Below are 22,591 nucleotides of genomic sequence, written 5' to 3' on the forward strand. Positions count from 1 at the left end.
ACGCAAGTCCATTACGCGAACCCATTTTTGATTTCACTCACTGACTTTGCCTTTCATGAACACGCCCAACGACAACGCCGCGCCGCAGCTTGACGACAACAAGATCATCGCCGAACGCCGTGCCAAGCTCGCCGCGCTGCGCACGCAAGGCATCGCCTTCCCTAACGATTTCCGCCCGCAACACAAGGCAGCCGACCTGCATGCGCAGTACGGCGGTAAATCGCGCGAAGAACTCGAAACGAATCCGGTCACCGTCATCGTCGCCGGCCGCATGATGCTGCGCCGCGAAGCCGGCAAGAAAGCCGTATTTGCCACGCTGCAGGATGCCTCCGGCCCGCGCGCCGATGGCCGCATCCAGATCTACGTGACGCTGGACAACACCGGCGAAGAAGCGATGACTGCATTGCACGGTTACGATCTGGGCGACATTCTCGGCGTCACCGGTACGCTGTTCAAGACCAAGACCGACGAACTGACGGTCAAGGTCTCCGAACTGCGCCTGCTGACCAAATCGCTGCGTCCGCTGCCGGACAAGTTTCACGGCCTGGCCGATCAGGAAACCAAGTACCGCCAGCGCTACGTGGACCTGATCACCAGCGAGGAAACGCGCCGCACGTTCAAGGCGCGCACCGCCGCCATGAACTCGATCCGCAAGTTCATGGCCGAACACGAATTCATGGAAGTGGAAACGCCGATGCTGCACCCGATTCCGGGCGGCGCGGCAGCCAAGCCTTTCATTACGCACCACAACGCGCTGGACATGCAGATGTTCATGCGCATTGCACCGGAACTGTATTTGAAGCGGCTGGTCGTCGGCGGCTTCGATCGCGTGTTCGAAGTCAACCGCAACTTCCGCAACGAAGGTGTGTCGCCGCGTCACAATCCTGAATTCACGATGATGGAGTTCTACGCGGCCTACGTCGATTACAAGTGGCTGATGGACTTCACCGAAGCGGTGATCCGTCAGGCGGCAATCGACGCGCACGGCACAGCAGTGCTGACCTATCAGGGCCGTGAGCTGGATCTGTCCAAGCCCTTCCATCGCCTGACGATCGTCGGCGCCATCAACAAGTTCGCACCGCAGTACACGAGCGAGCAACTGAACGATGCCGCCTTCCTGAAGGAAGAACTGAAGAAATTCGGCGTCAAGCCGCACGCCCATGCCGGCCTTGGCGCGCTGCAATTGGCATTGTTCGAGGAAACCGCCGAAGCGCAGCTGTGGGAGCCGACCTATATCGTCGACTATCCGGTCGAAGTGTCGCCGCTGGCGCGCGCTTCCGACACGGTGCCCGGCATCACCGAACGCTTCGAACTGTTCATCACCGGCCGTGAAATCGCCAACGGCTTCTCCGAGCTGAACGATGCGGAAGACCAGGCCGCGCGCTTCCAGGCGCAGGTGGCGGCAAAAGATGCCGGCGACGAAGAAGCGATGTACTTCGACGCCGACTACATCCGTGCCCTCGAATACGGCATGCCACCGACCGGCGGCTGCGGCATCGGTATCGATCGTCTGATGATGCTGATCACCGATTCGCCGAATATCCGCGACGTCATCCTGTTCCCGCATCTGCGCCGCGAAGATTGATTTCCTCAAGGAAATTCTCATTAAAAAAGGACTGCAAACTGCAGTCCTTTTTTGTTTTTGGCAACTCCACGGGATTATCATGATCCAAGTTACATCGTCTTACATCTGACACAAGATCACGCTTTTCATTTGGTAGTGGCCCGGCAATACTGCATTCACACAAGAACATGTGTGCACTCTGGAGGAAACCATGGAAACGCAAAGCACATCGCATCGCATTCATCCGCTGGTCGCCGCTGCTGCAGTCGGCGTCCTGCTTTTCAGTCTGGTCGGTGTGGCCGCAATGACCGGCCTGCTACCGAATTCGGACAGCAAGAATAGTCCGCAGGAAGAAGTCGCGACCGTCGATACGAAGACGGATACGAACACCGACAAGAAATCCCAGGCTCCGGTACGCGAAAGCGCCCCGACACGCACAGCATCGGCACCGCCGGCTCCTCCCGCCTGCCACAGCTGCGGCCGCGTGGAAGCCGTTCGTAGTGTACAAAGCGCAGCGCAACCCAGCGGCGTTGGCGTAGTGGGCGGTGCTGTCGTCGGCGGCCTGCTGGGCAACCAGATCGGTGGCGGCAGCGGCCGCACGCTGGCGACCGTGGCCGGTGCAGTAGGCGGCGGCTATGCCGGCAACGAAATCGAGAAACGCACGCGCACCCGTACGACTTACGAAGTACGCGTACGCATGGAAGACGGCAAGATTCGCAACTTCCCGTACAACAATCCGCCGCCGTGGCATGAAGGCGATCGCGTACGCGTTGTCGACGGCTACCTGCGCGCTGTCTGATCCCGAATCGATGTATGAAAAAAGCGGCCTCACGGGCCGCTTTTTTTATCTGTCGAATCGCGCTTTGGCGATTACTGAGCTTCCTCGATCCACGCCATCTGGATCGCTTCCAGTATCTTCTCGCCCGAACGCTCAGGATCGTCGTCGAAATCCTCCAGTTCGCACACCCAACGATGCAGATCGGTGAAACGTACGGTCAGCGGATCGATGTCCGGAAATTTATCATTCAGTTCTTCCGCAATGCGGATGGTGTCGGTCCATTTCATGATGACGATCCTCAGTGATTTTCGCTGGCGTGATTGATCGTGTAGCGCGGAATTTCGACGACCAGATCCTCATCGGCCACGATGGCCTGGCAGGACAAGCGCGAGTTGGCTTCCAATCCCCACGCCTTGTCCAGCAAATCCTCTTCCTTTTCCTCGGCTTCGTTCAATGAACCGAAACCCTCGCGCACGACGACATGACAGGTCGTGCAGGCGCAGGACTTTTCGCACGCGTGCTCGATATCGATATCGTTTTCCAGCAGGACGTCACAGATCGATTTGCCGGCAGGCGCCTCGATAACCGCGCCGTCAGGGCATAAGGCGTGATGGGGAAGAACAACGATTTGGGGCACTTGTCACCTCGAGATTGATTTCTTTTCCGGCCAGACCGGTGTTTTGTGTTGCGTCAGATTTCTTCCAGCTTGCGGCCGGACAAGGCTGCGCGTACGCTGCGGTCCATGCGGCGCGCGGCAAAGTCCTCGGTACCGTGTGCCAGCGCTTCGATTGCTGCCTTGATGGCCTGATGATCGCTGCCTTGCGCCTTCGCACGCACATCCGCCAGCATCGCATCGATACCTGCACGCTCGTCATCGGACAGCAAGCCGCCGTCTGCTTCCAGCGCCGATTCGGTCGCCAGGATAATGCGTTGTGCCTCGACCTGCTCTTCACGCAAGGCACGGGCGGCCATATCCACTTCCGCGGATTTGAACGAATCCTGCAGCATCTGCGCTACCTGATCGTCGGCCAGTCCGTACGACGGCTTGACCTCGATCGATGCCTCGACGCCGGAACGCAGTTCGCGCGCGGATACCGACAGCAGACCGTCGGCATCGACCTGATACGTCACGCGAATGCGTGCCGCACCAGCCGCCATCGGCGGAATGCCGCGCAGTTCGAATTTCGCCAGCGAACGGCAATCGCTGACCAGCTCGCGTTCACCCTGCACAACATGAATCGCCATCGCAGTCTGGCCATCCTTGAAGGTCGTGAATTCCTGCGCACGTGCACAGGGAATCGTCGAATTGCGCGGGATGACTTTTTCGACCAGCCCGCCCATCGTTTCGATGCCGAGCGACAGCGGGATCACGTCCAGCAGCAGCCAGTCGTCGCCAGCGGCGCGGTTACCAGCCAGCAGATTCGCCTGCACCGCTGCACCGAGTGCGACGACCTTGTCCGGATCGATGTTGGCCAGCGGTGTGGACTGGAAGAATTCGCCGACCGCCTTGCGCACATGTGGCATGCGCGTGGCACCGCCCACCAGCACGACGCCATCGACATCATCGACGGTAAGTTCGGCATCGCGCAGTGCCTTGCGGCTCGGCGTGATCGTCTTGGCGACCAGATGCTGCGTCATCTCGACGAATTCCTCGGCGCGTACTGTCACGTGTACTTCCTCGCCGGTGCTCAGTACCGCATCGATATGCGTTTCCGCCTTCGACGACAGCAATTCCTTCGCTTCGCGCGCCTTTGTCATCAACAGGCTGGTGTCTTCGTCGTTCAGCGGATCCAGCTTGGCCTGATTGATGATCCAGCAGAACAGACGATGATCGAAATCGTCGCCGCCCAGTGCGGAATCGCCGCCGGTCGCCAGCACTTCGAATACGCCCTTGGTCAGTTTCAGGATGGAGATGTCGAAGGTGCCGCCGCCCAGATCGTAGACGGCGTAAATGCCTTCCGAACCGTTATCGAGACCGTAGGCGATCGCCGCAGCCGTCGGTTCGTTCAGCAGGCGCAATACGTTCAAGCCGGCCAGCTTGGCCGCATCCTTGGTGGCCTGACGCTGCGCATCGTCGAAATACGCCGGCACCGTGATGACGGCGCCGACCAGATCGTCGCCGAGCGCATCTTCCGCACGTTGTCGCAACGTCGCCAAAATTTCGGCCGATACTTCGACCGGGCTCTTGATACCGGCAGCCGTCTTCAGTTGTACCATGCCGGGCAAATCGATGAAATCGTAAGGCAGGTTCTCCGCATAGGCGATGTCCTTCAGCCCGCGCCCCATGAAGCGCTTGACCGAGGCGATCGTGTTCTTCGGATCGGCATTCTGCTCGGCCTGCGCCTTGTAGCCGATGTGCGCATGGCCGTTCGACAGATAGCGGACGACGGAAGGCAGCAGCGATCGCCCTTCCTCGTCATTCAGGACTTCGGGAATGCTGTTGCGCACTGTCGCGACCAGGGAGTTGGTGGTGCCCAGATCGATGCCGACCGCCAGCCTGTGCTGATGCGGCGCAGTCGACATGCCGGGTTCGGCGATTTGAAGAAGAGCCATATTCGTTAATTCGTTCCGATGCGAAAGCCTGTCATCGGCATCCGCGTCATTGGTCTTGCAAGCCGGTCAGTCCGGCAACAGTTCGAAAGCGTTTGCCACTTCGTCGGCAAACCTTTCCAGAAACATCAGTTGCCGCACCTTTTCAGCAGCCTGCGTGAAATCTTGCGCATCCAGCAATCCGCCGACCTGTGCCAGCGTTTCTTTGCGCGCACCGCGCAGATCGGATTCCAGCGTTTCCAGTCCGGCACGGTCCTTCTGTCCGCGCGCATCGTCGAGCGCTTCGCGCCATTCCATCTGCTGCATCAGGAAATCGACCGGCATCGCCGTATTCGATTCGGTCTGCAGATCGACGCCGTTCAATTCACAAAGGTAGGCCGCACGCTTGTACGGATTTTTCAGCGTCTTGTATGCCTCGTTGGCACGCGTGGCCCATTGCATCGCCACCCGCTTTTCCGCATCCGATGCACTGGCGAACTTGTCCGGATGGACCTGATTCTGCACTTCATGATAGGCAGCATCGAGCGCCTTCGCATCGATATCGAACTGCTGCGGCAGATGGAATAACGCGAAATGGTTCTGCAACTGGCAACGCCTTCAAATAAAAAAGCCTGCGCGAATTCGACAGGCTCATCAAACATGCGCCACAGACGGCATCAACGCCGCCGGCAAATCGTCAGATACGGAAGCTTTCGCCGCAACCGCATTCGTCCTTGACGTTGGGATTGTGGAACTTGAAACCCTCGTTCAATCCCTCGCGGGCGAAATCGAGTTCGGTGCCGTCGATGTAAGGCAGGCTTTTCGGATCGACAAAGACCTTGACGCCGTGCGATTCGAACACCGCGTCCTCGTTGGCGCTTTCGTCCACGTATTCCAGCTTGTACGCCAGACCAGAGCAACCGGTCGTGCGCACGCCGAAGCGCAGGCCGATGCCCTTGCCGCGTCGTTCCAGATAGCGATTGACGTGTTTCGCCGCTTTTTCAGTCAATGTGATTGCCATGTTTCCTGCCTCGCAAACTGCATCTGGCGCATGCCATCATGCGCCGCCGAAACTCAAGCCGCTTCTTTTGCGTCCGCACCGCCATGACGGGACTTGTAGTCCTGCACGGCTGCCTTGATCGCGTCTTCCGCCAGGATCGAGCAGTGAATCTTCACCGGCGGCAACGCCAGCTCTTCCGCGATCTGCGTGTTCTTGATCGACAGTGCCTGATCCAGCGTCTTGCCCTTCACCCATTCGGTCACCAGCGACGACGATGCAATCGCCGAGCCGCAACCGTAAGTCTTGAATTTCGCATCTTCGATCACGCCATCGGCGCCGACCTTGATCTGCAGTTTCATCACGTCGCCGCAAGCCGGCGCGCCGACCATGCCGGTACCGATGGTTTCATCACCCTTGTCGAAAGCGCCGACATTGCGCGGGTTTTCGTAGTGGTCCAGAACCTTGTCCGAGTAAGCCATTTGATGCTCCTTGAATAAACCGTTGCTATGCCGCGATCAGTGCGCAGCCCACTGGATCGAATTCAGGTCGATCCCGTCCTTGTACATGTCCCACAGCGGCGACAGTTCGCGCAGCTTGGCAACCTTTTCCTTGATCAGCTTGATCGTGAAATCCACTTCGTCTTCTGTCGTGAAACGGCCGATCGTGAAGCGGATCGAGCTGTGCGCCAGCTCGTCGCTGCGACCCAGCGCCCGCAATACATAAGATGGTTCCAGACTGGCCGAAGTACAAGCAGAACCGGAAGAAACCGCCAGATCCTTGATCGCCATGATCAGCGATTCGCCTTCGACGTAGTTGAAGCTGACGTTCAGGTTGTGCGGTACACGGTGGTCCATATCGCCATTGATATAGACCTCCTCGATTTCGGTCAGGCCTTTTGCCAGACGATCGCGCAGGCCGCGGATGCGTGCCAGCTCGTCATCCATTTCCTCTCGTGCAATACGGAAAGCTTCGCCCATGCCGACGATCTGGTGCGTCGCCAGCGTGCCGGAGCGCAAGCCGCGCTCATGGCCGCCGCCGTGCATCTGCGCTTCGATACGCACACGCGGCTTGCGACGCACGTACAGCGCGCCAATACCTTTCGGACCGTAGGTCTTGTGTGCCGAGAAACTCATCAAGTCGACCTTGGTGTTTTCCAGATCGATCTTCACCTTGCCGGTCGCCTGCGCAGCGTCCGAATGGAAGATGATGCCCTTGCTGCGGCACAGTTCGCCGATTTCGGCGATCGGCTGGATCACGCCGATTTCATTGTTGACCAGCATCACGGAAACCAAGATGGTGTCCGGACGAATTGCTTCGGTCAGTTGCTCGATCGTGATCAGGCCGTTGTCCTGCGGCTGCAGATAGGTCGCCTCAAAACCTTCGCGTTCCAGTTCGCGCACGGTATCCAGCACGGCTTTGTGCTCGGTCTTCACCGTGATGATGTGCTTGCCCTTGGTCTTGTAGAAATGCGCGGCACCTTTCAGCGCCAGGTTGTTGCTTTCGGTCGCACCGGAAGTCCAGATAATTTCGCGCGGATCGGCATTGACCAGCGCCGCCACTTCGGCACGCGCATCTTCCACTGCCTTCTCTGCCGCCCAGCCGTACATGTGGCTGCGCGAAGCCGGATTGCCGAACTGCTCGCGCAGGTACGGAATCATCTTGTCGGCGACCCGAGGATCGATCGGCGTCGTCGCCGAATAATCCATGTAGATCGGAAAATGAGGCGCCTTGATGGTATCGATCAGGCTTTTGTCCAGCGGGGCATTCATGTTGACTCCAGGTTGTCTATCAAGCCGCAGCGTGGTTGCGATGCATGACCACGACGCTTTGTTGTTCCGCAATCTTCTGGTTTTGCTGATCGACCAGATCTTTCAGCGAAACCGAATCCAGGTAATCGACCATCTTCGCATTCAGCGTGGCCCACAGGTCATGCGTCATGCAGCGCGGTCCGTTTTCGTGTTCGGGACTGTGGCAGTTTTCCTTGCCGCCGCACTGCGTCGCATCCAGCGGCTCGTCAACAGCAATGATGATATCGGCCACTGTCACCTGTTCCGCCGGGCGCGCCAGGTTGTAACCACCGCCCGGGCCGCGCACCGATTCCACGATTTCGTGGCGACGCAGTTTGCCGAACAGCTGTTCCAGATAGGAAAGGGAAATTTCCTGACGCTGGCTGATGCCGGCAAGCGTGACCGGGCCGTTGTCCTGGCGCATCGCCAAGTCAATCATCGCCGTCACGGCAAAACGACCTTTTGTAGTCAAACGCATGAGAATCCCGACCTCAAAAATCCAATCAAAAACCGGAGTTGTTGATCATTTTTGTCAAGTATAACAAAGTTGACTGAATCTGTCAGGTAAGCACTATCACCTACAAATCAAGGACTTGTCATTCGAGACGAAGTGTAAATGGCCGGATGGAACGGATCATTGATCAAGGTCACGAAGCACAAAAATGGCATGCAGACGTCTTGCCAGGCGGAAAACTCCCTATCGAAACTATTAGAGTCAGAGTCGGCAATCCCCGCACACACCCTCATCCCTCTTGGATCCGTTAAAAATTTGAATGATCGATCAATCCAATAATCATTATCGAGAAACGCATACATGCAAAAACCTTTAGAGGAATCGATCAGGCGCAAATCTCGAAGAAATAATGCAATTCAATGACGAGTTGAACGAACATTCAATTTATACTTGAGGCTTCGTTTATTGACTGAAACCTCGTTATCTTTCATCGCATGGCTTCCCGCACTCCGCAATCCCCCACCCCCAAAGCCGACAAGAAGCGCGCCGAAGTCCTGAAGGCTGCAGCCAAATGTTTCCGGAAAAGCGGCTTCCACCAGACGTCGATGCAGCAGATTTGCACCGAAACCGGTCTCGGTCCTGGTGCTGTCTATCGCTACTTCACCGGCAAGGAAGCCATCATCGAAGCGATGGTCGAAGAGGAGCGTCGACAGGCGCGCGCCATCCTGTTGCAAATGCGCGACGCAGAATCATTGCCGCAGGCGCTGCACACAACCACACGCGTATTCGCCGAGCGCTATCGTGCCGGCGGCGATGCCGGCCTGATGACAGAGGTTTATGCGGAAGGCATGCGCAGCAAGCGCATCGGCGCCGTGCTGCGCAAGATCGAGGCGGAATGGGTAATGGGGTTGACCAACATCCTGCGCGTGGCGCAGGCACGTGGACAACTGGATGCATCGCTGGATGCCGCGCAGACGGCGCTATTCCTGACCGGCATGTGGGACGGCATGATCATTCGCCAGCATTTCCATGCGCACGACGATCCAAATGCACTGCCAACCTTCTACGAAACGATGATTGACCGGCTACTGGCACGCGACATCAAGGCCGACAATCGCAAACCCGCCGCCGCGCCGGCTTCGCTGTTTTCCGAACTTGATCAACGTATCGCCGCTGCGCAGGATAAGCGGCAGATGAGTCTGATCTGATCCGTTATTGTTTACGTAGCAGGTGCATCGATCCGAACAGATGCTGCATCGTCGCGTTGCCGATGAAACTCAGGTTGTATGGGTGTTCGGAGGTTTTCTTCGGAAAGCGACTGTTGGCCGGCAGCGCCTCGAGTTGCACGGCAATCTTGCCCCACAACACCAGCGTTGGCGGCTCTTTTCCATGCTTGACCGCATGATCGGCCAACGCGGCCAGTACCGTTTGCAGGAACGGCAGCCAAGCCTTGGCTTCTTTCAATGGCGGCACGTCAGCGCGATAAACCAGTGTCGCATTCAGCAACAGGAAACCGTGCTTCGTCAGGTTTGCCTGTAGTTCCGGCAACGTCTGGATCACATGATCGGACGTACGCGCCTTGTGCGCCACTTCCGATAACACTTCGCCGGTTGTCTGCTCCAGCATCAACTGCCCGTCCGCCACCAATAACATCTTCATGAAATTGCGCAGCGACGTCGCGCGATTGACCGGCTTGGACAAGCCCTTCTCCGACCATAACTGCGAAACCGCACCGTCCATGAAACAAACGCCAGTAGCGCTGTCTGGTCGCGGATACGGCCCCTCACCGACCAGTACATAACGCACCGCATCCAGCGGCTGCGCAAAGGCGGCAAACACCCGCCCACCATTCGGCAGGTAATGCCCATCCGCCAGCGTCTCCAGATAATCGGGATAGGCTTCATCGATCGCCCGCAAGCCGGCTTCGATGACCGGCCGCCACGAGGCATGCGCCAGCGCGATCTGGGATGTGAACGAATGGGGAATCACATTTACTCCGATAAGGATTGAGACGGCAGCCGGAAAACGTCAGAAATACGACGCAAGCCGATGGCGAAATTTAAAACAAAACATCAGGAAATGGCAGGAAACGGAAAACCGCTGATACGCGTTCCCTGCAACGCGTCATTTACCCGCGGCAGAAGACAGATGGTCGCCAACGTTCGCGCCGAACAGTTGTTCCTTCAATATCCCAAGCTGATCGCGTACTTGCGCCGCCTTTTCAAACTCCAGATTCTTGGCGTGTTCGATCATCATTTTTTCCAGGCGCTTGATTTCCTTGCTGACCTGCTTTTCGCTCATCGCCTCGTACTTTGCCGTCTCCTGCGCAACCAGTTGCTCCTGACGCGCTTCGTGCGGGCTGTAGACGCCATCGATCAGTTCGCGGATTTCCTTGCGGATGCCGGCCGGCGTAATCCCGTTTTCTTCGTTGAACGCCATCTGCTTGGCGCGGCGTCGTTCGGTCTCCCCAATTGCTCGCTTCATCGAATCGGTCATCTGGTCGCCGTACAGAATCGCCGTGCCCTGCAGGTTACGGGCGGCGCGTCCGATGGTCTGGATCAGGCTGCGCTCCGAGCGCAGAAAACCTTCCTTGTCCGCATCGAGAATCGCCACCAGCGACACTTCCGGAATGTCCAGGCCTTCACGCAGCAGGTTGATGCCGACCAGCACGTCGAAGGTGCCGATGCGCAGATCGCGGATGATCTCGACGCGCTCGACCGTATCGATATCGCTGTGCAGGTAACGCACCTTGATGCCGTTGTCGCTGAGGAATTCGGTCAACTGCTCGGCCATGCGCTTGGTCAGCGTCGTCACCAGCACGCGTTCGTTCTTCTTCACGCGGTCGGTGATTTCCGACATCAGGTCGTCCACCTGCGTCGAAGCCGGCCGCACGTGAATGATCGGATCGACCAGGCCGGTCGGCCGCACCACCTGCTCGACGACCTGATCGGCATGCTGGTTCTCGTAGTCCGCCGGCGTGGCCGACACGAACACGGTCTGCCGCATCTTGCCTTCAAACTCGTCAAAGCGCAGCGGCCGGTTGTCCAGTGCCGACGGCAGGCGGAAACCGTAATCGACCAGGTTCGTCTTGCGTGCGCGGTCGCCGTTGTACATGCCGTTCAACTGACCAAGCAGTACGTGCGATTCGTCCATGAACATCAGCGCATCCTGCGGCAGGTAATCAACCAGCGTCGGCGGCGGATCGCCCGGCTTGCCGCCGCTCAAATGACGCGAATAGTTTTCGATGCCCTTGGTGAAGCCGATTTCCTGCATCATTTCCAAATCGAAACGCGTGCGCTGCTCCAGTCGCTGCTCCTCGACCAGCTTGCTTTCCTTGCGGAAGAATTCGAGACGACTGCGCAACTCTTCCTTGATCGTCTCGATCGCACGCAGCACGGTCGCACGCGGCGTCACGTAGTGCGAACCTGGATAGACGGTGAAGCGCGGTATCTTCTGCTTGACGCGCCCCGTCAGTGGATCGAACAGCTGCAGGCTTTCGACTTCGTCGTCGAACATTTCCAGCCGCACTGCCAGTTCGGCATGCTCCGCCGGGAAAATGTCGATCGTATCGCCGCGCACGCGGAAAGTGCCGCGACCGAAATCAACTTCGTTGCGCGTGTATTGCATTGCGATCAGACGCGCGATCACGTCGCGCTGGCTGATCTTGTCCTTGGCACGCAGCGTCAGGATCATCTGGTGGTATTCGTTCGGATTGCCGATACCATAGATCGCCGAGACCGTTGCCACGATGACCACATCGCGCCGTTCCATCAGCGATTTTGTGCACGACAGCCGCATCTGCTCGATGTGTTCGTTGATCGAAGAATCTTTCTCGATGAACAAGTCGCGTTGCGGAACATAGGCTTCCGGCTGGTAATAGTCGTAATAGCTGACAAAATATTCCACCGCGTTCTGCGGAAAGAACTCGCGGAATTCACTATACAACTGGGCTGCCAGCGTCTTGTTCGGCGCAAACACGATGGCCGGGCGGCCCAGGCGCGCGATGACGTTGGCAACCGTATAAGTTTTTCCTGAACCGGTCACGCCCAGCAGCGTTTGGTAGAACAGCCCGTCGTTGATGCCTTCCACCAGCTTGTTGATCGCCTCCGGCTGGTCGCCGGCCGGCGGAAACGGCTGGTACAGACGATAGGGAGAGCCCGGAAAAGTAACAAACTTCGATTCGTCGAGAGAACTGGTAACTTGGGATAAATCAGACATTGACACCTGACCTTTGGTAGAATTATGAGTCGCATTCTCCACGCAAGACTTGTGGCCTTGCGCTTCATACAACCCGTCTGCAATCACGTCCTTGCAGCCAACTTTTGATGTTATCACGATGAACGCACCTATTCCTGCCTCGCTCCTCACCGCCATCGAGATGGCACCCCGTGATCCTATCCTCGGCATCACCGAAGCCTTCAACGCAGACAAGAACCCGAAGAAAGCCAACCTCGGCGTCGGCGTCTACTACGATGACAACGGCAAGCTGCCGCTGCTCGAATGCGTACGCAAGGCCGAAGCGCAGATGATGGAAAAGCTGTCGCCGCGCGGCTACCTGCCGATCGACGGCCTGGTTGCCTACGACAAGGCAGTGCAAGACCTCGTATTTGGTGCCGATAGTTCGGTTGTCAAGGACAAACGTGCAGTGACTGCGCAAGCCATCGGCGGCACCGGTGCATTGAAACTGGGTGCAGACTTCCTGAAGCGTTTCTCGCCGAACGCGCAGGTCTGGATCAGCGATCCGAGCTGGGAAAACCACCGCGCGCTGTTTGAATCGGCCGGCTTCGTCGTCAACACCTATCCGTACTACGAAGAAAGCTCGCACGGCGTGAACTTCGCTGGCATGCTGGATACGCTGAAATCGATTCCAGCCGGCTCCATCGTCCTGCTGCACGCCTGCTGTCACAACCCGACCGGCGCCGATCTGACTGATGCGCAATGGAAGGAAGTCATCGCCACCGTCACATCGCGCGGCCTGATCCCGTTCCTCGATATGGCCTACCAAGGCTTCGGTGACGGCATCGAATCCGACGGCAAGGTCGTGCGCCAGTTCGCCGAAGCCGGTGGCCCGGTATTCGTCTCGAACTCGTTCTCGAAATCGTTCTCGCTGTACGGCGAACGCGTCGGCGCACTGTCGATCGTTGCCAACAACGCCGAAGAAGCTGCACGCGTGCTGTCGCAACTGAAGCGCGTGATCCGCACCAACTACTCCAACCCGCCGACACACGGCGGCCAGGTCGTCGCCACCGCGCTGGCCAGCCCGGAACTGCGCGCCTTGTGGGAAGAAGAACTGGCTGGCATGCGCGTCCGTATCCGCGAAATGCGCCAGGCACTCGTCGAGAAACTGAAGGCGCAAGCGCCGGGCCACGACTTCGATTTCGTGATCCAGCAGCGCGGCATGTTCTCGTACTCGGGCCTGACCAAGGCGCAAGTGGATCGCCTGCGTGAAGAGTATTCGATCTACGCTGTCGATACCGGCCGCATCTGCGTGGCTGCACTGAACAGCGGCAACATCGATTACGTCGTTTCGGCGATCGCGAAGGTTCTGTAAATGGCGTGAAGGCTGCGCGAATATTTTTCTGCAGAAAAGCGGAAAAATTGCTGCGTAGCCTTTGACAACCAGAAATTAATCGGCCATAATTTCGTTCTCTGTTCCCTGATAGCTCAGTCGGTAGAGCGACGGACTGTTAATCCGCAGGTCCCTGGTTCGAGTCCAGGTCGGGGAGCCACAGAATACAAGGCCCTACGTGAAAACGTGGGGCCTTTTCTTTTGGTTTTTTAGGCAGAATATAAGGCACTGTCTAATATCAATCGTGATGTATATGCATTAGTCCATTCACATGGATCGCACCGAAAGACGCTCGCCCACTCAACAATGTTTCGAGGAAAACATGGCTACACCGGAAGAACTGCTCCATCGGCTTGAAGCTATTCAGACGCGCTTTACCGCAGAAGGATTGAGCCCTCGTGTACGCGACGAACTCGAAGCGATCGAGGAAGCACTCGTTCTGTCCAGGCAGGAAAATCCCGATGTTGATTACGACGACGTTTCGGACGATATCGTCGATTTTTCCATCTTCGCCTTCGGCGGCTGCTACTGACCGTTGCCACCGGCTGCCGCTTATGCGACTGACTTGCCGGCGTAGATATCCTGGCGCGTCAGCGGCACCGGCGAAATGCCATTGTTCCGTTTCGACGACAGTATCTGATAGATACCCGTCCCGCCCAGTTCGAATTCACGCGCACAAGCGGCCATGTAAAGTCGCCAGACACGGTATGCCGCTTCGCCGACATGCTGCAAGGCTTCTTCGCGATGCGCTTCCAGCCGGTTGACCCAATGCCGCAACGTCATCGCGTAATGCGGGCGCAAGGCCTCCACATCGTGAATTTCGAAGCCGGTCTGCTCCATACGCCGCTGGATATTGCTGACCATATCCAGCTCACCATCCGGAAAAACATAGCGATTGATGAATTCAGTATCGACGGTTTGTTTCCAGCCTTCGCAATCGTGCGTAATGCCATGGTTGAGAAACAGGCCGCCCGGTTTCAGCACGCGCATCACCGTCGCGTTGTAGACCGGCAGATTGGCCAGGCCGACATGTTCGAACATGCCGATGCTCGATATCTTGTCGTAGACACCTTCGCCTTCCAGATCGCGGTAATCGCGCAACTCCACCGTAACAAGATCTTCCAGCCCTTCGCGACGGATGCGCTGCTGCGCATATTCATGCTGTCTTTCACTCAACGTGATGCCATGCGCCGTCACGCCGTAGTGCTTGGCCGCCCAGCACACCATCGCGCCCCAGCCGCAGCCGATGTCGAGCAGGCGTTCGCCCGGCTTCAGGCGCAATTTGCGGCAGATCAGATCCAGCTTGCCGGACTGCGCCTTTTCCAGCGTATCGTCTGGCGTCTCGAAATAGGCACACGAATAGACCATCTGCTCATCCAGCCATAATCTGTAGAAATCGTTCGAGACATCGTAGTGGAAGGAAATCGCCTCCTTGTCGCTGTTGCGCGAATGCCGATGCCGGAATCCGCCTGCGGCGAACTGGCCTGCAGGAAATTCACGCGGTTTCGACGGCAGGCGCAAGGCATCGCGCACCAGCGCCCAGCGTTTGCCGAGCGAGAAGTCGAAATTCTGGAAATACTGTTTCAGGCCTAATGCCGCATACAAATCGCCCTGCACGTCGATCAATCCATTGATATAGGCATCGGCCAGCGGCAGCGGGCTGCGATTGAAGACCAGTTTGCGCAATACCGACAGATCACGCAGCAGCAACTTGAACTTCGGCGTCGCGACCTCGATCAGGTTCAATTCGTCGCCAACGGTTTGCAACACGGTCGCACCGGGAAAACTGCCCAGCAACTGATTGAGTATGCGGACGGCGGCATCGAGTTGGGAAGAATGGGCGGCGTCGATTTCCGCCAGCGAGGAAGAAGCCGAAAGATTGCGATCGTTCATTGTTGCTCCCTATCTGAAGAGGTGCGAACGGCGTGCCACCGAACCATGACCTGATACAACGACAGGATGGTACGGCTGGTCAACGACGGTTGGACTCAGGCAAAAAAATGGAGTTCGCGGACCTTGCCGTGCAAGGCATGCGCTACTGCGAAACAGGCGCAGGCGGCAATGCGTGCATGCGCAGAAATGGGAAGACGACGAGGCTGTCGCGGATGAAATCTCATGTAACGCTCTCCTTCTTGGACAAGGCAGAAATCGGTTACGTCAATTCGGTCCGCCCCGGCGGCATGGCCGGGACTGGGCTGCTGGGCCGTAGGTTCAGCAGCAAGATAGCAGATAAAAAATGAATGTGCTGAAGGACTATTGCAGCACAAGGTATTCGGCGCACATATATCGATTTTTGCGCATGTTGCAGTTTCCGTCTTGAATTCTGCCCTTCGATATGAGCGGGCTCGCAAGCCCGCCCCGCTTGCTGCTCAAAACCGTGGCAGATCCGCCAGTGAGCGTCCCGGCACGTTATGGTCGATCGTATCGATATCCTCGATGCCATGTTGGTGCACGACAATATGCACACGCGGCCCCAGCACCATTTCACCGCCGACTTCGAAGGCAGTTGCCACTTCATCGCCGAAATGCAGCGCATCGACGACGAGATTCACATCCTGTTCGACCGTAATCGCTTCCCAGCCCGGCGAACCGTTACCCTTGCGATGGCCTCTTCCCCACCGCACCATTTCCACCTTGTCTCCTGCATCGTTGAATCGCACCGCTTCGATCAAGTGGACTGCCATCGATTCCTCCGTCAAAGAAAAAGTGAACTGCGTGCTCATGGTACGCGCGCTGTTGGATGGCAGCAAGATGCCAAACGTTCTTCTATTTACCTCCGGTTAGCCGCGCAACCGGGCCGATGGAATGTTAATTTTTCTCTTTGAAAAAGAAAAGGCTATCGTCTTTTTGTTAAACGATACAGGACGATGGCAGCCAAGAGCCGCGCCGGTTCGGCGTTGTTAAGCCGCATCGTTCAAATCCCCCCCTTCTGCCGCACGCATTTGTTAATTGGATAGACGCAGGGCACCAGCATCCCATGTACATGGGATACACATCCCATGATGAATCACTACACTGCCCCGCTTCGCTTGCCTTGTGGAAATACTGGTTAGATCGATATATCGTCATCGCACCGCTTTCCGTCAACCCCTCCGTTTTCCCGGTCGCTCCATGCATGTGAAGATTTCCGAAAATCGTTTTCGCGACGGCTGGAGCGGCTTCGTCAGGCGCAACCTGCGTTTTCTGCTGCTATATCCGGGGATTGCGCTGGCCCTGACCGCCATCTTGTGGAGCATCATCGCCGCCAAGCTCGACAACGACAAGGCTACGCTGGAAGAACAGGCACACAGACAGGCAACGTCGATTTCGCGCACCTATGCGCAGTACCTCACCCGAACCGTCGAACAGCTGGACCAGTTGTCGCGACAAATCAAATACAGCTGGGAACATGACGACAACCGCTCCAGTTTCGCCGACATGGCCGACAACGGCCTGTTGAGCATTCCGCAGTTTGTCTCGATTTCCATCTATGACGAAACCGGCAGGCCGGTCACCGCCTCGATGCCGATCACGCGTCAATTCACGATCAGCGACCGCGAATACTTCCGCATTCATCGCGACAATCCCGATGGCGAACTGCTGCTCGGCACACGTACCGTGGGACGGCTGAGCGGGCGCGAGATCATCCAGGCCACGCGCCGCATCGACAAGCACGACGGCTCATTCGGCGGCGTACTGGTGATGGGCGTTGCACCCACGTTTTTCTCACTGTTCGCCGGCGATCCGATACTCGACAAGGGCGGCGTCCTCGCCTTTCTCGGCGAGGATGGCCTCGAAAGGATGTGGCAGGCCCGCGGAGCGGCCGACAACAAGCCTGGTCCATTGAACGCACATCGATATATCGTCGCCGAACAAAAACTGAACGGCTATCCGTTCGTCGCGCTAGTTGCACTGGATCGCACCCAAGTGCTGCTGACCTACGAACGCGATGCCGCGCTCTATCACCAAGTTGCCGCTGTCGTCAGCATCATCCTGTTTATGTTCGCCATCGCGGCAAGCTGGGTATCGATTCGCCTGAGCTGGCGGAAACGGCAGGCCGAATCGATACGCGAAACCTATCGGCTCGCGACCGAAGGCGGTAACGAAGGCTTCTATATCCTCGTGCCATATCGCGACCGCAGCGGCCTTATCGTCGATTTCGGCATCGGAGACTGCAACGAAAAAGGGGCGTCGCTGTTCAGCATGAACCGACGCGACTTTCTCCGCACACGCATTTCGACCTTCTATTCCGGCGAATATTTCGAACGGCTGATGCATACCTATCGCGGCGCAATGGAAACCGGCTTCTACGAAGACGACTATCGTGTACCGGAAGAAAGCCCGATTTCTGCCGAATGGCTGAACCGCAAGTTCGTGCGTTCCGACAATGGGCTGGCCGTCACCGTGCGTGACATCAGCGAATCGAAACGTCACGAACGCGAACTGGCCCGGCGCGCCTCTGAAGACGGCCTGACGTCCCTGCCCAACCGCCGCTGGCTGATGCAATACCTGCCGCAGGCACTGGTTGCAGCGCACGACAACGCCGCGCAGATTGCCATCCTCTTCATCGATCTCGACGACTTCAAGATCATCAACGACACGCTCGGCCATTCTGCCGGTGACCAGCTGTTATGCGCCGTCGCGGCACGCTTGAAATCCGTGCTGCGTTCGACCGACAAGGTGATACGCATCGGCGGTGACGAGTTCACCGTCGTGCTGGAAGGCGTGCATGCCGAAGAGGAAGTCGCACACATCGCCTGCGCACTCAACCAGACGCTGTGCGAACCGTTCGAGCTGATGCGCGGCGCACTACCGCAGAGGCATCGTGTCTGCGCATCGATCGGCATCAGCATGTTTCCGCGCGACGGCCGCGACGTCGATACGCTGCTGAAGAATGCCGACATCGCCATGTATGCGGCAAAAAACGGCGGCAAGGGACGGTTCCGTTTCTACGATTGCATGCTGTACGAAACCATCCAGAACCGCCTCGACACCGAACAGGAGCTGATGCGGGCGATTCGCGACGACCAGTTCCTGATCCACTACCAGCCGCGCGTGCACGCGCAATCGGGCAAGCTGCTTGGCGCCGAGGCGCTGATCCGCTGGCAGCATCCGCAACGCGGCCTGATCCAGCCGGCCGATTTCATCGCGCTGGCCGAGGAAACCGGCATGATCGGCCAGATCGGCGATATCGTGGTCGACAAGGTTTGTGCGCAGATGACGGACTGGCGCAGCCAGGGGCTGGACGTGGTGCCGATATCGGTCAACATCTCGGCACGGCAATTCGCCGACAACAAGGTGCGACACGCCATCGCTGCCGGCCTGGAAAAATACGCGCTACCATCGTCGCTGCTGGAAATCGAACTGACCGAATCCGCAATGATGCGTGGCGACGGCGACCTCTTCGACGAAATCGCCGGCCTCAGCGGCATGGGCATCGGCATTCATATCGACGACTTCGGTACCGGTTACTCGTCATTGTCGCAATTGCAGCGCATGGATACCGACGTGTTGAAAGTCGACCGGACGTTCACATCGCAACTCGGCTGCGGCAAGGAAGGCGAACGCTTCTTTACCGCCATCGTCTCGATGGCAAAAGCGCTCGGCATGCGCGTCGTCGCCGAAGGCGTGGAGACGGCGGAACAACTGTCGATCCTGCGCACGCTGACCTGCGACGAAATCCAGGGCTTTTTCATTGCCCATCCTCTGCCGGCCGACGAAATGCGCGAACTGATGCGCCAACCGCATCTGTTTGCCTGAACGTCTCTTCCGTCGACACTGCCGGCACCGCCCCGTCAGACGATTTCCTCGCATGCCGCAGCTATAATAGCCGGCGTCCGATGCCGCGCCGCTTTTTGCAGCAACGCATCGCACTCGTATCCACGTTTGTTTCAATGCATAGCGATTCCTGTCAGATGAACACTTCCAGCACGCGTCCCATCGTCCTCTGCCTGTCCGGCCATGATCCCAGCGGCGGCGCCGGCCTACAGGCCGACATCGAAGCACTGATGGCACAGGGTTGCCACGCTGCGCCCACCGTCACGGCGCTGACCGTGCAGAACTCGATCGACGTCTCCGATTTTCGTGTACTCGATGCCGCATGGGTGCTGGCGCAGGTCGATGCCGTCATCTCGGATCTGACGATCGCCGGCGTCAAGCTCGGCATGCTGGGTTCGGTGGAAATGGTCGATACTGTCGTGCAGATCCTGAAGCGCCTGCCGAATGTGCCGATCGTCTGCGATCCTGTTTTACGTGCAGGCGGCGGCGGTTCGCTGGGCAAGGACGATGTCGGCTATGCGATGCGTGAGCGCCTGCTGCCGATCGCCACGATCGCCACGCCGAATCTGCCAGAGGCACGTATCCTGGCCGAACTGCCGCAAGGTACGCCGGACCAGTGCGCAGAGAAAATCCTGCCGTTCTGCCAGCACCTGCTGATCACTGGCGGCCACGGCGACGAACATGAAGTACACAATCGCCTGTATTCGCGCAACGGCTCCTTCCGAACCTTCACCTGCGAACGGCTGTCGGGCAGCTACCACGGTTCGGGCTGCACATTGGCCAGTACACTGGCCGGCCGTCTGGCACTGGGAGAAGACATGATGCATGCCGTCGAAAATGCGCTGTCCTATACGTGGCGCGCATTGCGCGACGCCGACAAGCCCGGTGCCGGCCAGCATTTTCCGCGCCGGCTGCCGCTGGATTTCTGCAGCTGATGGTCACGGCGCAGCGACACAATGCCCGCGTTGCGCCGTGCTCATTCGATACAGGCCGCATCGTCGGCCGCGCGCAGCAGATTGCTCCGCACAAACAAAAAGCCCGCCTTTCGGCGGGCTTTTTGCAACTGCATGTTCTGGTGGGAAGTACAAGTTTCGAACTTGTGACCTATCGCGTGTGAGGCGATCGCTCTACCCCTGAGCTAACCTCCCGGAGAGAGGCGGATTATGGCACAAAAGCGCCGCCATATCAATGCGCTTCTTCGGCCGCACGCCACACGGATGGCCCTTTTACTTCCTTGTCCAGACCATCCAGCAAGGATGCATGCGCAGCAAGCTCGTCTGCATCGGCGGCATGCACGATGATCTCGGCCAGCGCCACCACTTCCAACTCCACACCGGCCGTCGCCACTTCGGGTTCCAGGTCCATCGACAGGCTGTTCTGCCCACGCGTCATCCCCAGATAGACCTCGGCAAGCAGTTCGGCATCCAGCAATGCGCCGTGCAGCACACGATGCGCATTCGAGATGCCGTAACGATCGCACAATGCATCCAGCGAATTGCGCTTGCCCGGGTACAGGCTCTTGGCTTCCATCAGCGTATCGATGACACCGGCAACATGGTCGGTGAATTTTCCCATCGCGACCCGCTTGAATTCCTCGTCCAGAAAGCCGAGATCGAACGGCGCGTTATGGATGATGACTTCGGCATCGCGGATATAAGCATGCAGCTCGTCGACGATCTCCGCAAATTTCGGCTTGTCGCTGAGGAAGTCGGTCGTCAGGCCGTGGACTGCCAGCGCGCCTTCTTCAGAATCCCGCTCCGGATTGATGTAGCGATGGAAGTTGTTGCCGGTCAACTGGCGATTGACCAGTTCGACGCAACCGATCTCGATGATGCGGTCGCCCGAACGCGCGTTCAGGCCGGTAGTTTCGGTATCGAGCACGATTTGTCGCATGCGTTATTCCTTCTGCAATATCTGTCTGTAGGGCTGCATCAATTCGCCGCCACGGTTTCCACACCGCGATTGGCGAGCACATCGGCGCGCTCGTTTTCCGGGTGGCCGTTATGACCGCGCACCCACCGCCATTCGACCTGATGGCGTGCCTGCGCGGCATCGAGCTCCTGCCACAGGTCGGCATTCTTGACCGGCTCCTTCGCTGCCGTTTTCCAACCGCGCGCCTTCCAGCCGTGTATCCATTCGCTGATGCCCTTCTGCACGTACTGGCTGTCGGTATGTACGATCACTTCGCACGGCCGCGTCAGTGTGTTCAATGCCTCGATCACGGCTTTCAGTTCCATACGGTTGTTGGTCGTGCCCGATTCACCGCCGAACAGCTCCTTCTCGTGCTGACCGAACATCAGCAATGCGCCCCAGCCGCCCGGCCCCGGATTGCCCTTGCATGCGCCATCCGTGTAAATCTCTACCTTATCCATTTCCGCCCTGTTTATGTATCTTGTTGGTCGCCGGCACTCCCTGCCGCGCTTTTGCCGTGCGCGTTTTCCATGCCGGGCCGATCAGGCGCATGCCCTTCACACGCTTGATCGCCTGCACGACGTAGACGGCGCCCAATACCGGCCACCAGCGTTCGCCGGCATTTTCCATGAAGGCGAAGCGGTTCAGCCATTTCTCCGTTTCGCACGGCGGTGCATAACAGCCGAAGCAGCCGCTCGCCGTTTCCATGTTCAGCAGCTTCAGCCAATCCTTGATGCGCGGCAAACCGATGAAATCACCATCCTGCGGCAGAAAATAATCGTCACTGACGCGCCCCAGCATCTGGCGCGCGCCCCACAGGCTCCACGGATTGAAACCACAGATGATGACCTGTCCCTCGGGAATCAGCACGCGCTCCACTTCGCGCAACACCTGATGCGGTTCGGCAACGAATTCCAGCACATGCGGCAGCACGACCAGATCGATGCTGGCTGATGCGTACGGCAGTTCCTCGAATTCCTGGATCGCCACCAGCGGACGCGCCGCATTATCGTAGTCGGCGGCAGGAAGTTGCACATCGGTCAACCAGGTATGCGGCATGCGGCTGCCACGCAAGGTTTCGATTTCCGGCAGGCCGATCTGCGTCGCATGAAAACCGAAGATGTCGGCAGTCAATTTTTCCAGGCAAGCCTGTTCCCAGTTGCGCACATAGCTGCCCGCCGGACTCTGCAGCCAGGCGCCGAGCGATATAATCGATTTTTCAGACGAAATATTGTCCATGCC

The 22,591-nt window shown here is 58.1% G+C and carries 23 protein-coding genes and 2 tRNA genes; 9 read left to right on the forward strand and 16 right to left on the reverse strand.

Annotated features, from left to right (window positions below):
- The first annotated feature begins 55 nt into the window (after positions 1-55).
- Both lysS and IEV40_RS02165 read left to right on the forward strand, forming a co-directional pair.
- A complete protein-coding gene (gene lysS / locus IEV40_RS02160) occupies positions 56-1,585 on the forward strand; it encodes a lysine--tRNA ligase (protein ID WP_188419310.1) in 1,530 nt (509 codons plus the stop codon).
- A gap of 190 nt (positions 1,586-1,775) precedes the next feature.
- Positions 1,776-2,363, forward strand: coding sequence for a glycine zipper 2TM domain-containing protein (locus IEV40_RS02165; RefSeq protein WP_188419311.1), 588 nt, complete (start codon positions 1,776-1,778; stop codon positions 2,361-2,363).
- Positions 2,364-2,434: 71 nt separating this feature from the next.
- Here IEV40_RS02165 and iscX read toward each other — a convergent pair whose 3' ends face one another.
- The 8 genes from iscX to iscR all read right to left on the reverse strand — a co-directional run bounded on the left by iscX (position 2,435) and on the right by iscR (position 8,136).
- A complete protein-coding gene (iscX, locus tag IEV40_RS02170) occupies positions 2,435-2,629 on the reverse strand; it encodes a Fe-S cluster assembly protein IscX (protein ID WP_188419312.1) in 195 nt (64 codons plus the stop codon).
- 11 nt (positions 2,630-2,640) lie between these two features.
- Positions 2,641-2,979, reverse strand: coding sequence for an ISC system 2Fe-2S type ferredoxin (gene fdx / locus IEV40_RS02175; protein WP_188419313.1), 339 nt, complete (start codon positions 2,977-2,979; stop codon positions 2,641-2,643).
- A gap of 53 nt (positions 2,980-3,032) precedes the next feature.
- The gene (gene hscA, locus IEV40_RS02180) at positions 3,033-4,895 is read right to left on the reverse strand and encodes a Fe-S protein assembly chaperone HscA (protein WP_188419314.1); all 1,863 of its coding nucleotides are present in this window, start codon (positions 4,893-4,895) and stop codon (positions 3,033-3,035) included.
- 66 nt (positions 4,896-4,961) lie between these two features.
- Positions 4,962-5,477 carry a Fe-S protein assembly co-chaperone HscB gene (hscB, locus tag IEV40_RS02185; RefSeq protein WP_188419315.1) on the reverse strand — a complete coding sequence of 172 codons (516 nt, stop codon included), beginning with the start codon at positions 5,475-5,477 and terminating at the stop codon, positions 4,962-4,964.
- A 91-nt stretch (positions 5,478-5,568) separates the two neighbouring features.
- Positions 5,569-5,892: an iron-sulfur cluster assembly protein IscA gene (iscA, locus tag IEV40_RS02190; protein ID WP_188419316.1), complete on the reverse strand. Its 324-nt coding sequence runs from the start codon at positions 5,890-5,892 to the stop codon at positions 5,569-5,571.
- Between the two features lie 53 nt (positions 5,893-5,945).
- A complete protein-coding gene (iscU, locus tag IEV40_RS02195) occupies positions 5,946-6,350 on the reverse strand; it encodes a Fe-S cluster assembly scaffold IscU (RefSeq protein ID WP_188419317.1) in 405 nt (134 codons plus the stop codon).
- Positions 6,351-6,386: 36 nt separating this feature from the next.
- On the reverse strand, positions 6,387-7,640 hold the full coding sequence (locus tag IEV40_RS02200; protein WP_188419318.1) for an IscS subfamily cysteine desulfurase: 1,254 nt from the start codon (positions 7,638-7,640) through the stop codon (positions 6,387-6,389).
- A gap of 19 nt (positions 7,641-7,659) precedes the next feature.
- Complete coding sequence (gene iscR / locus IEV40_RS02205; RefSeq protein ID WP_188419319.1) at positions 7,660-8,136, reverse strand: Fe-S cluster assembly transcriptional regulator IscR; 477 nt, start codon at positions 8,134-8,136, stop codon at positions 7,660-7,662.
- A gap of 470 nt (positions 8,137-8,606) precedes the next feature.
- Between iscR and IEV40_RS02210 the strand changes: the two genes are divergently transcribed.
- Positions 8,607-9,320 (forward strand): TetR/AcrR family transcriptional regulator, encoded by a 714-nt coding sequence (locus IEV40_RS02210; RefSeq protein ID WP_188419320.1) that lies wholly within the window; start codon positions 8,607-8,609, stop codon positions 9,318-9,320.
- A 4-nt stretch (positions 9,321-9,324) separates the two neighbouring features.
- Here the strand turns inward: IEV40_RS02210 and IEV40_RS02215 are convergent, their stop codons facing one another.
- Both IEV40_RS02215 and uvrB read right to left on the reverse strand, forming a co-directional pair.
- Entirely contained in the window at positions 9,325-10,101 is a 777-nt protein-coding gene (locus IEV40_RS02215) for a uracil-DNA glycosylase family protein (RefSeq protein WP_229723917.1), read from the reverse strand.
- Positions 10,102-10,236: 135 nt separating this feature from the next.
- A complete protein-coding gene (gene uvrB / locus IEV40_RS02220; protein WP_188419321.1) occupies positions 10,237-12,330 on the reverse strand; it encodes an excinuclease ABC subunit UvrB in 2,094 nt (697 codons plus the stop codon).
- A gap of 118 nt (positions 12,331-12,448) precedes the next feature.
- Here uvrB and IEV40_RS02225 point away from each other — a divergent pair, with 118 nt between their 5' ends.
- The 3 genes from IEV40_RS02225 to IEV40_RS02235 all read left to right on the forward strand — a co-directional run bounded on the left by IEV40_RS02225 (position 12,449) and on the right by IEV40_RS02235 (position 14,213).
- Entirely contained in the window at positions 12,449-13,663 is a 1,215-nt protein-coding gene (locus IEV40_RS02225; protein ID WP_188419322.1) for an amino acid aminotransferase, read from the forward strand.
- Between the two features lie 102 nt (positions 13,664-13,765).
- Positions 13,766-13,841: transfer RNA gene (locus IEV40_RS02230), tRNA-Asn, on the forward strand.
- A 162-nt stretch (positions 13,842-14,003) separates the two neighbouring features.
- Positions 14,004-14,213 (forward strand): hypothetical protein, encoded by a 210-nt coding sequence (locus tag IEV40_RS02235; protein ID WP_188419323.1) that lies wholly within the window; start codon positions 14,004-14,006, stop codon positions 14,211-14,213.
- A 20-nt stretch (positions 14,214-14,233) separates the two neighbouring features.
- Here the strand turns inward: IEV40_RS02235 and IEV40_RS02240 are convergent, their stop codons facing one another.
- Complete coding sequence (locus IEV40_RS02240) at positions 14,234-15,574, reverse strand: class I SAM-dependent methyltransferase (RefSeq protein ID WP_188419324.1); 1,341 nt, start codon at positions 15,572-15,574, stop codon at positions 14,234-14,236.
- Positions 15,575-15,681: 107 nt separating this feature from the next.
- Between IEV40_RS02240 and IEV40_RS02245 the strand changes: the two genes are divergently transcribed.
- The gene (locus tag IEV40_RS02245; RefSeq protein WP_188419325.1) at positions 15,682-15,921 is read left to right on the forward strand and encodes a hypothetical protein; all 240 of its coding nucleotides are present in this window, start codon (positions 15,682-15,684) and stop codon (positions 15,919-15,921) included.
- Positions 15,922-16,050: 129 nt separating this feature from the next.
- Here IEV40_RS02245 and IEV40_RS02250 read toward each other — a convergent pair whose 3' ends face one another.
- On the reverse strand, positions 16,051-16,365 hold the full coding sequence (locus tag IEV40_RS02250; RefSeq protein ID WP_188419326.1) for a hypothetical protein: 315 nt from the start codon (positions 16,363-16,365) through the stop codon (positions 16,051-16,053).
- A 427-nt stretch (positions 16,366-16,792) separates the two neighbouring features.
- Between IEV40_RS02250 and IEV40_RS02255 the strand changes: the two genes are divergently transcribed.
- Together IEV40_RS02255 and IEV40_RS02260 are read left to right on the forward strand one after the other, a co-directional pair.
- Positions 16,793-19,420: a bifunctional diguanylate cyclase/phosphodiesterase gene (locus IEV40_RS02255; protein WP_188419327.1), complete on the forward strand. Its 2,628-nt coding sequence runs from the start codon at positions 16,793-16,795 to the stop codon at positions 19,418-19,420.
- A 155-nt stretch (positions 19,421-19,575) separates the two neighbouring features.
- Positions 19,576-20,373 (forward strand): hydroxymethylpyrimidine/phosphomethylpyrimidine kinase, encoded by a 798-nt coding sequence (locus IEV40_RS02260; RefSeq protein ID WP_188419328.1) that lies wholly within the window; start codon positions 19,576-19,578, stop codon positions 20,371-20,373.
- A 138-nt stretch (positions 20,374-20,511) separates the two neighbouring features.
- On the opposite strand, the gene IEV40_RS02265 is transcribed toward IEV40_RS02260, so the two are convergent.
- The 4 genes from IEV40_RS02265 to IEV40_RS02280 form a co-directional block, all read right to left on the reverse strand.
- Positions 20,512-20,586: transfer RNA gene (locus IEV40_RS02265), tRNA-Val, on the reverse strand.
- 37 nt (positions 20,587-20,623) lie between these two features.
- Complete coding sequence (dnaQ, locus tag IEV40_RS02270) at positions 20,624-21,331, reverse strand: DNA polymerase III subunit epsilon (protein ID WP_188419329.1); 708 nt, start codon at positions 21,329-21,331, stop codon at positions 20,624-20,626.
- A 38-nt stretch (positions 21,332-21,369) separates the two neighbouring features.
- Complete coding sequence (gene rnhA / locus IEV40_RS02275) at positions 21,370-21,810, reverse strand: ribonuclease HI (RefSeq protein ID WP_188419330.1); 441 nt, start codon at positions 21,808-21,810, stop codon at positions 21,370-21,372.
- Positions 21,803-22,588 (reverse strand): class I SAM-dependent methyltransferase, encoded by a 786-nt coding sequence (locus IEV40_RS02280; RefSeq protein ID WP_188419331.1) that lies wholly within the window; start codon positions 22,586-22,588, stop codon positions 21,803-21,805. The genes rnhA and IEV40_RS02280 overlap by 8 nt, the downstream gene beginning before the upstream one ends.
- Positions 22,589-22,591: the final 3 nt, after the last annotated feature.

This window comes from Oxalicibacterium solurbis (assembly GCF_014635845.1).
Classification (GTDB): Bacteria; Pseudomonadota; Gammaproteobacteria; order Burkholderiales; family Burkholderiaceae_D; genus Oxalicibacterium; species Oxalicibacterium solurbis.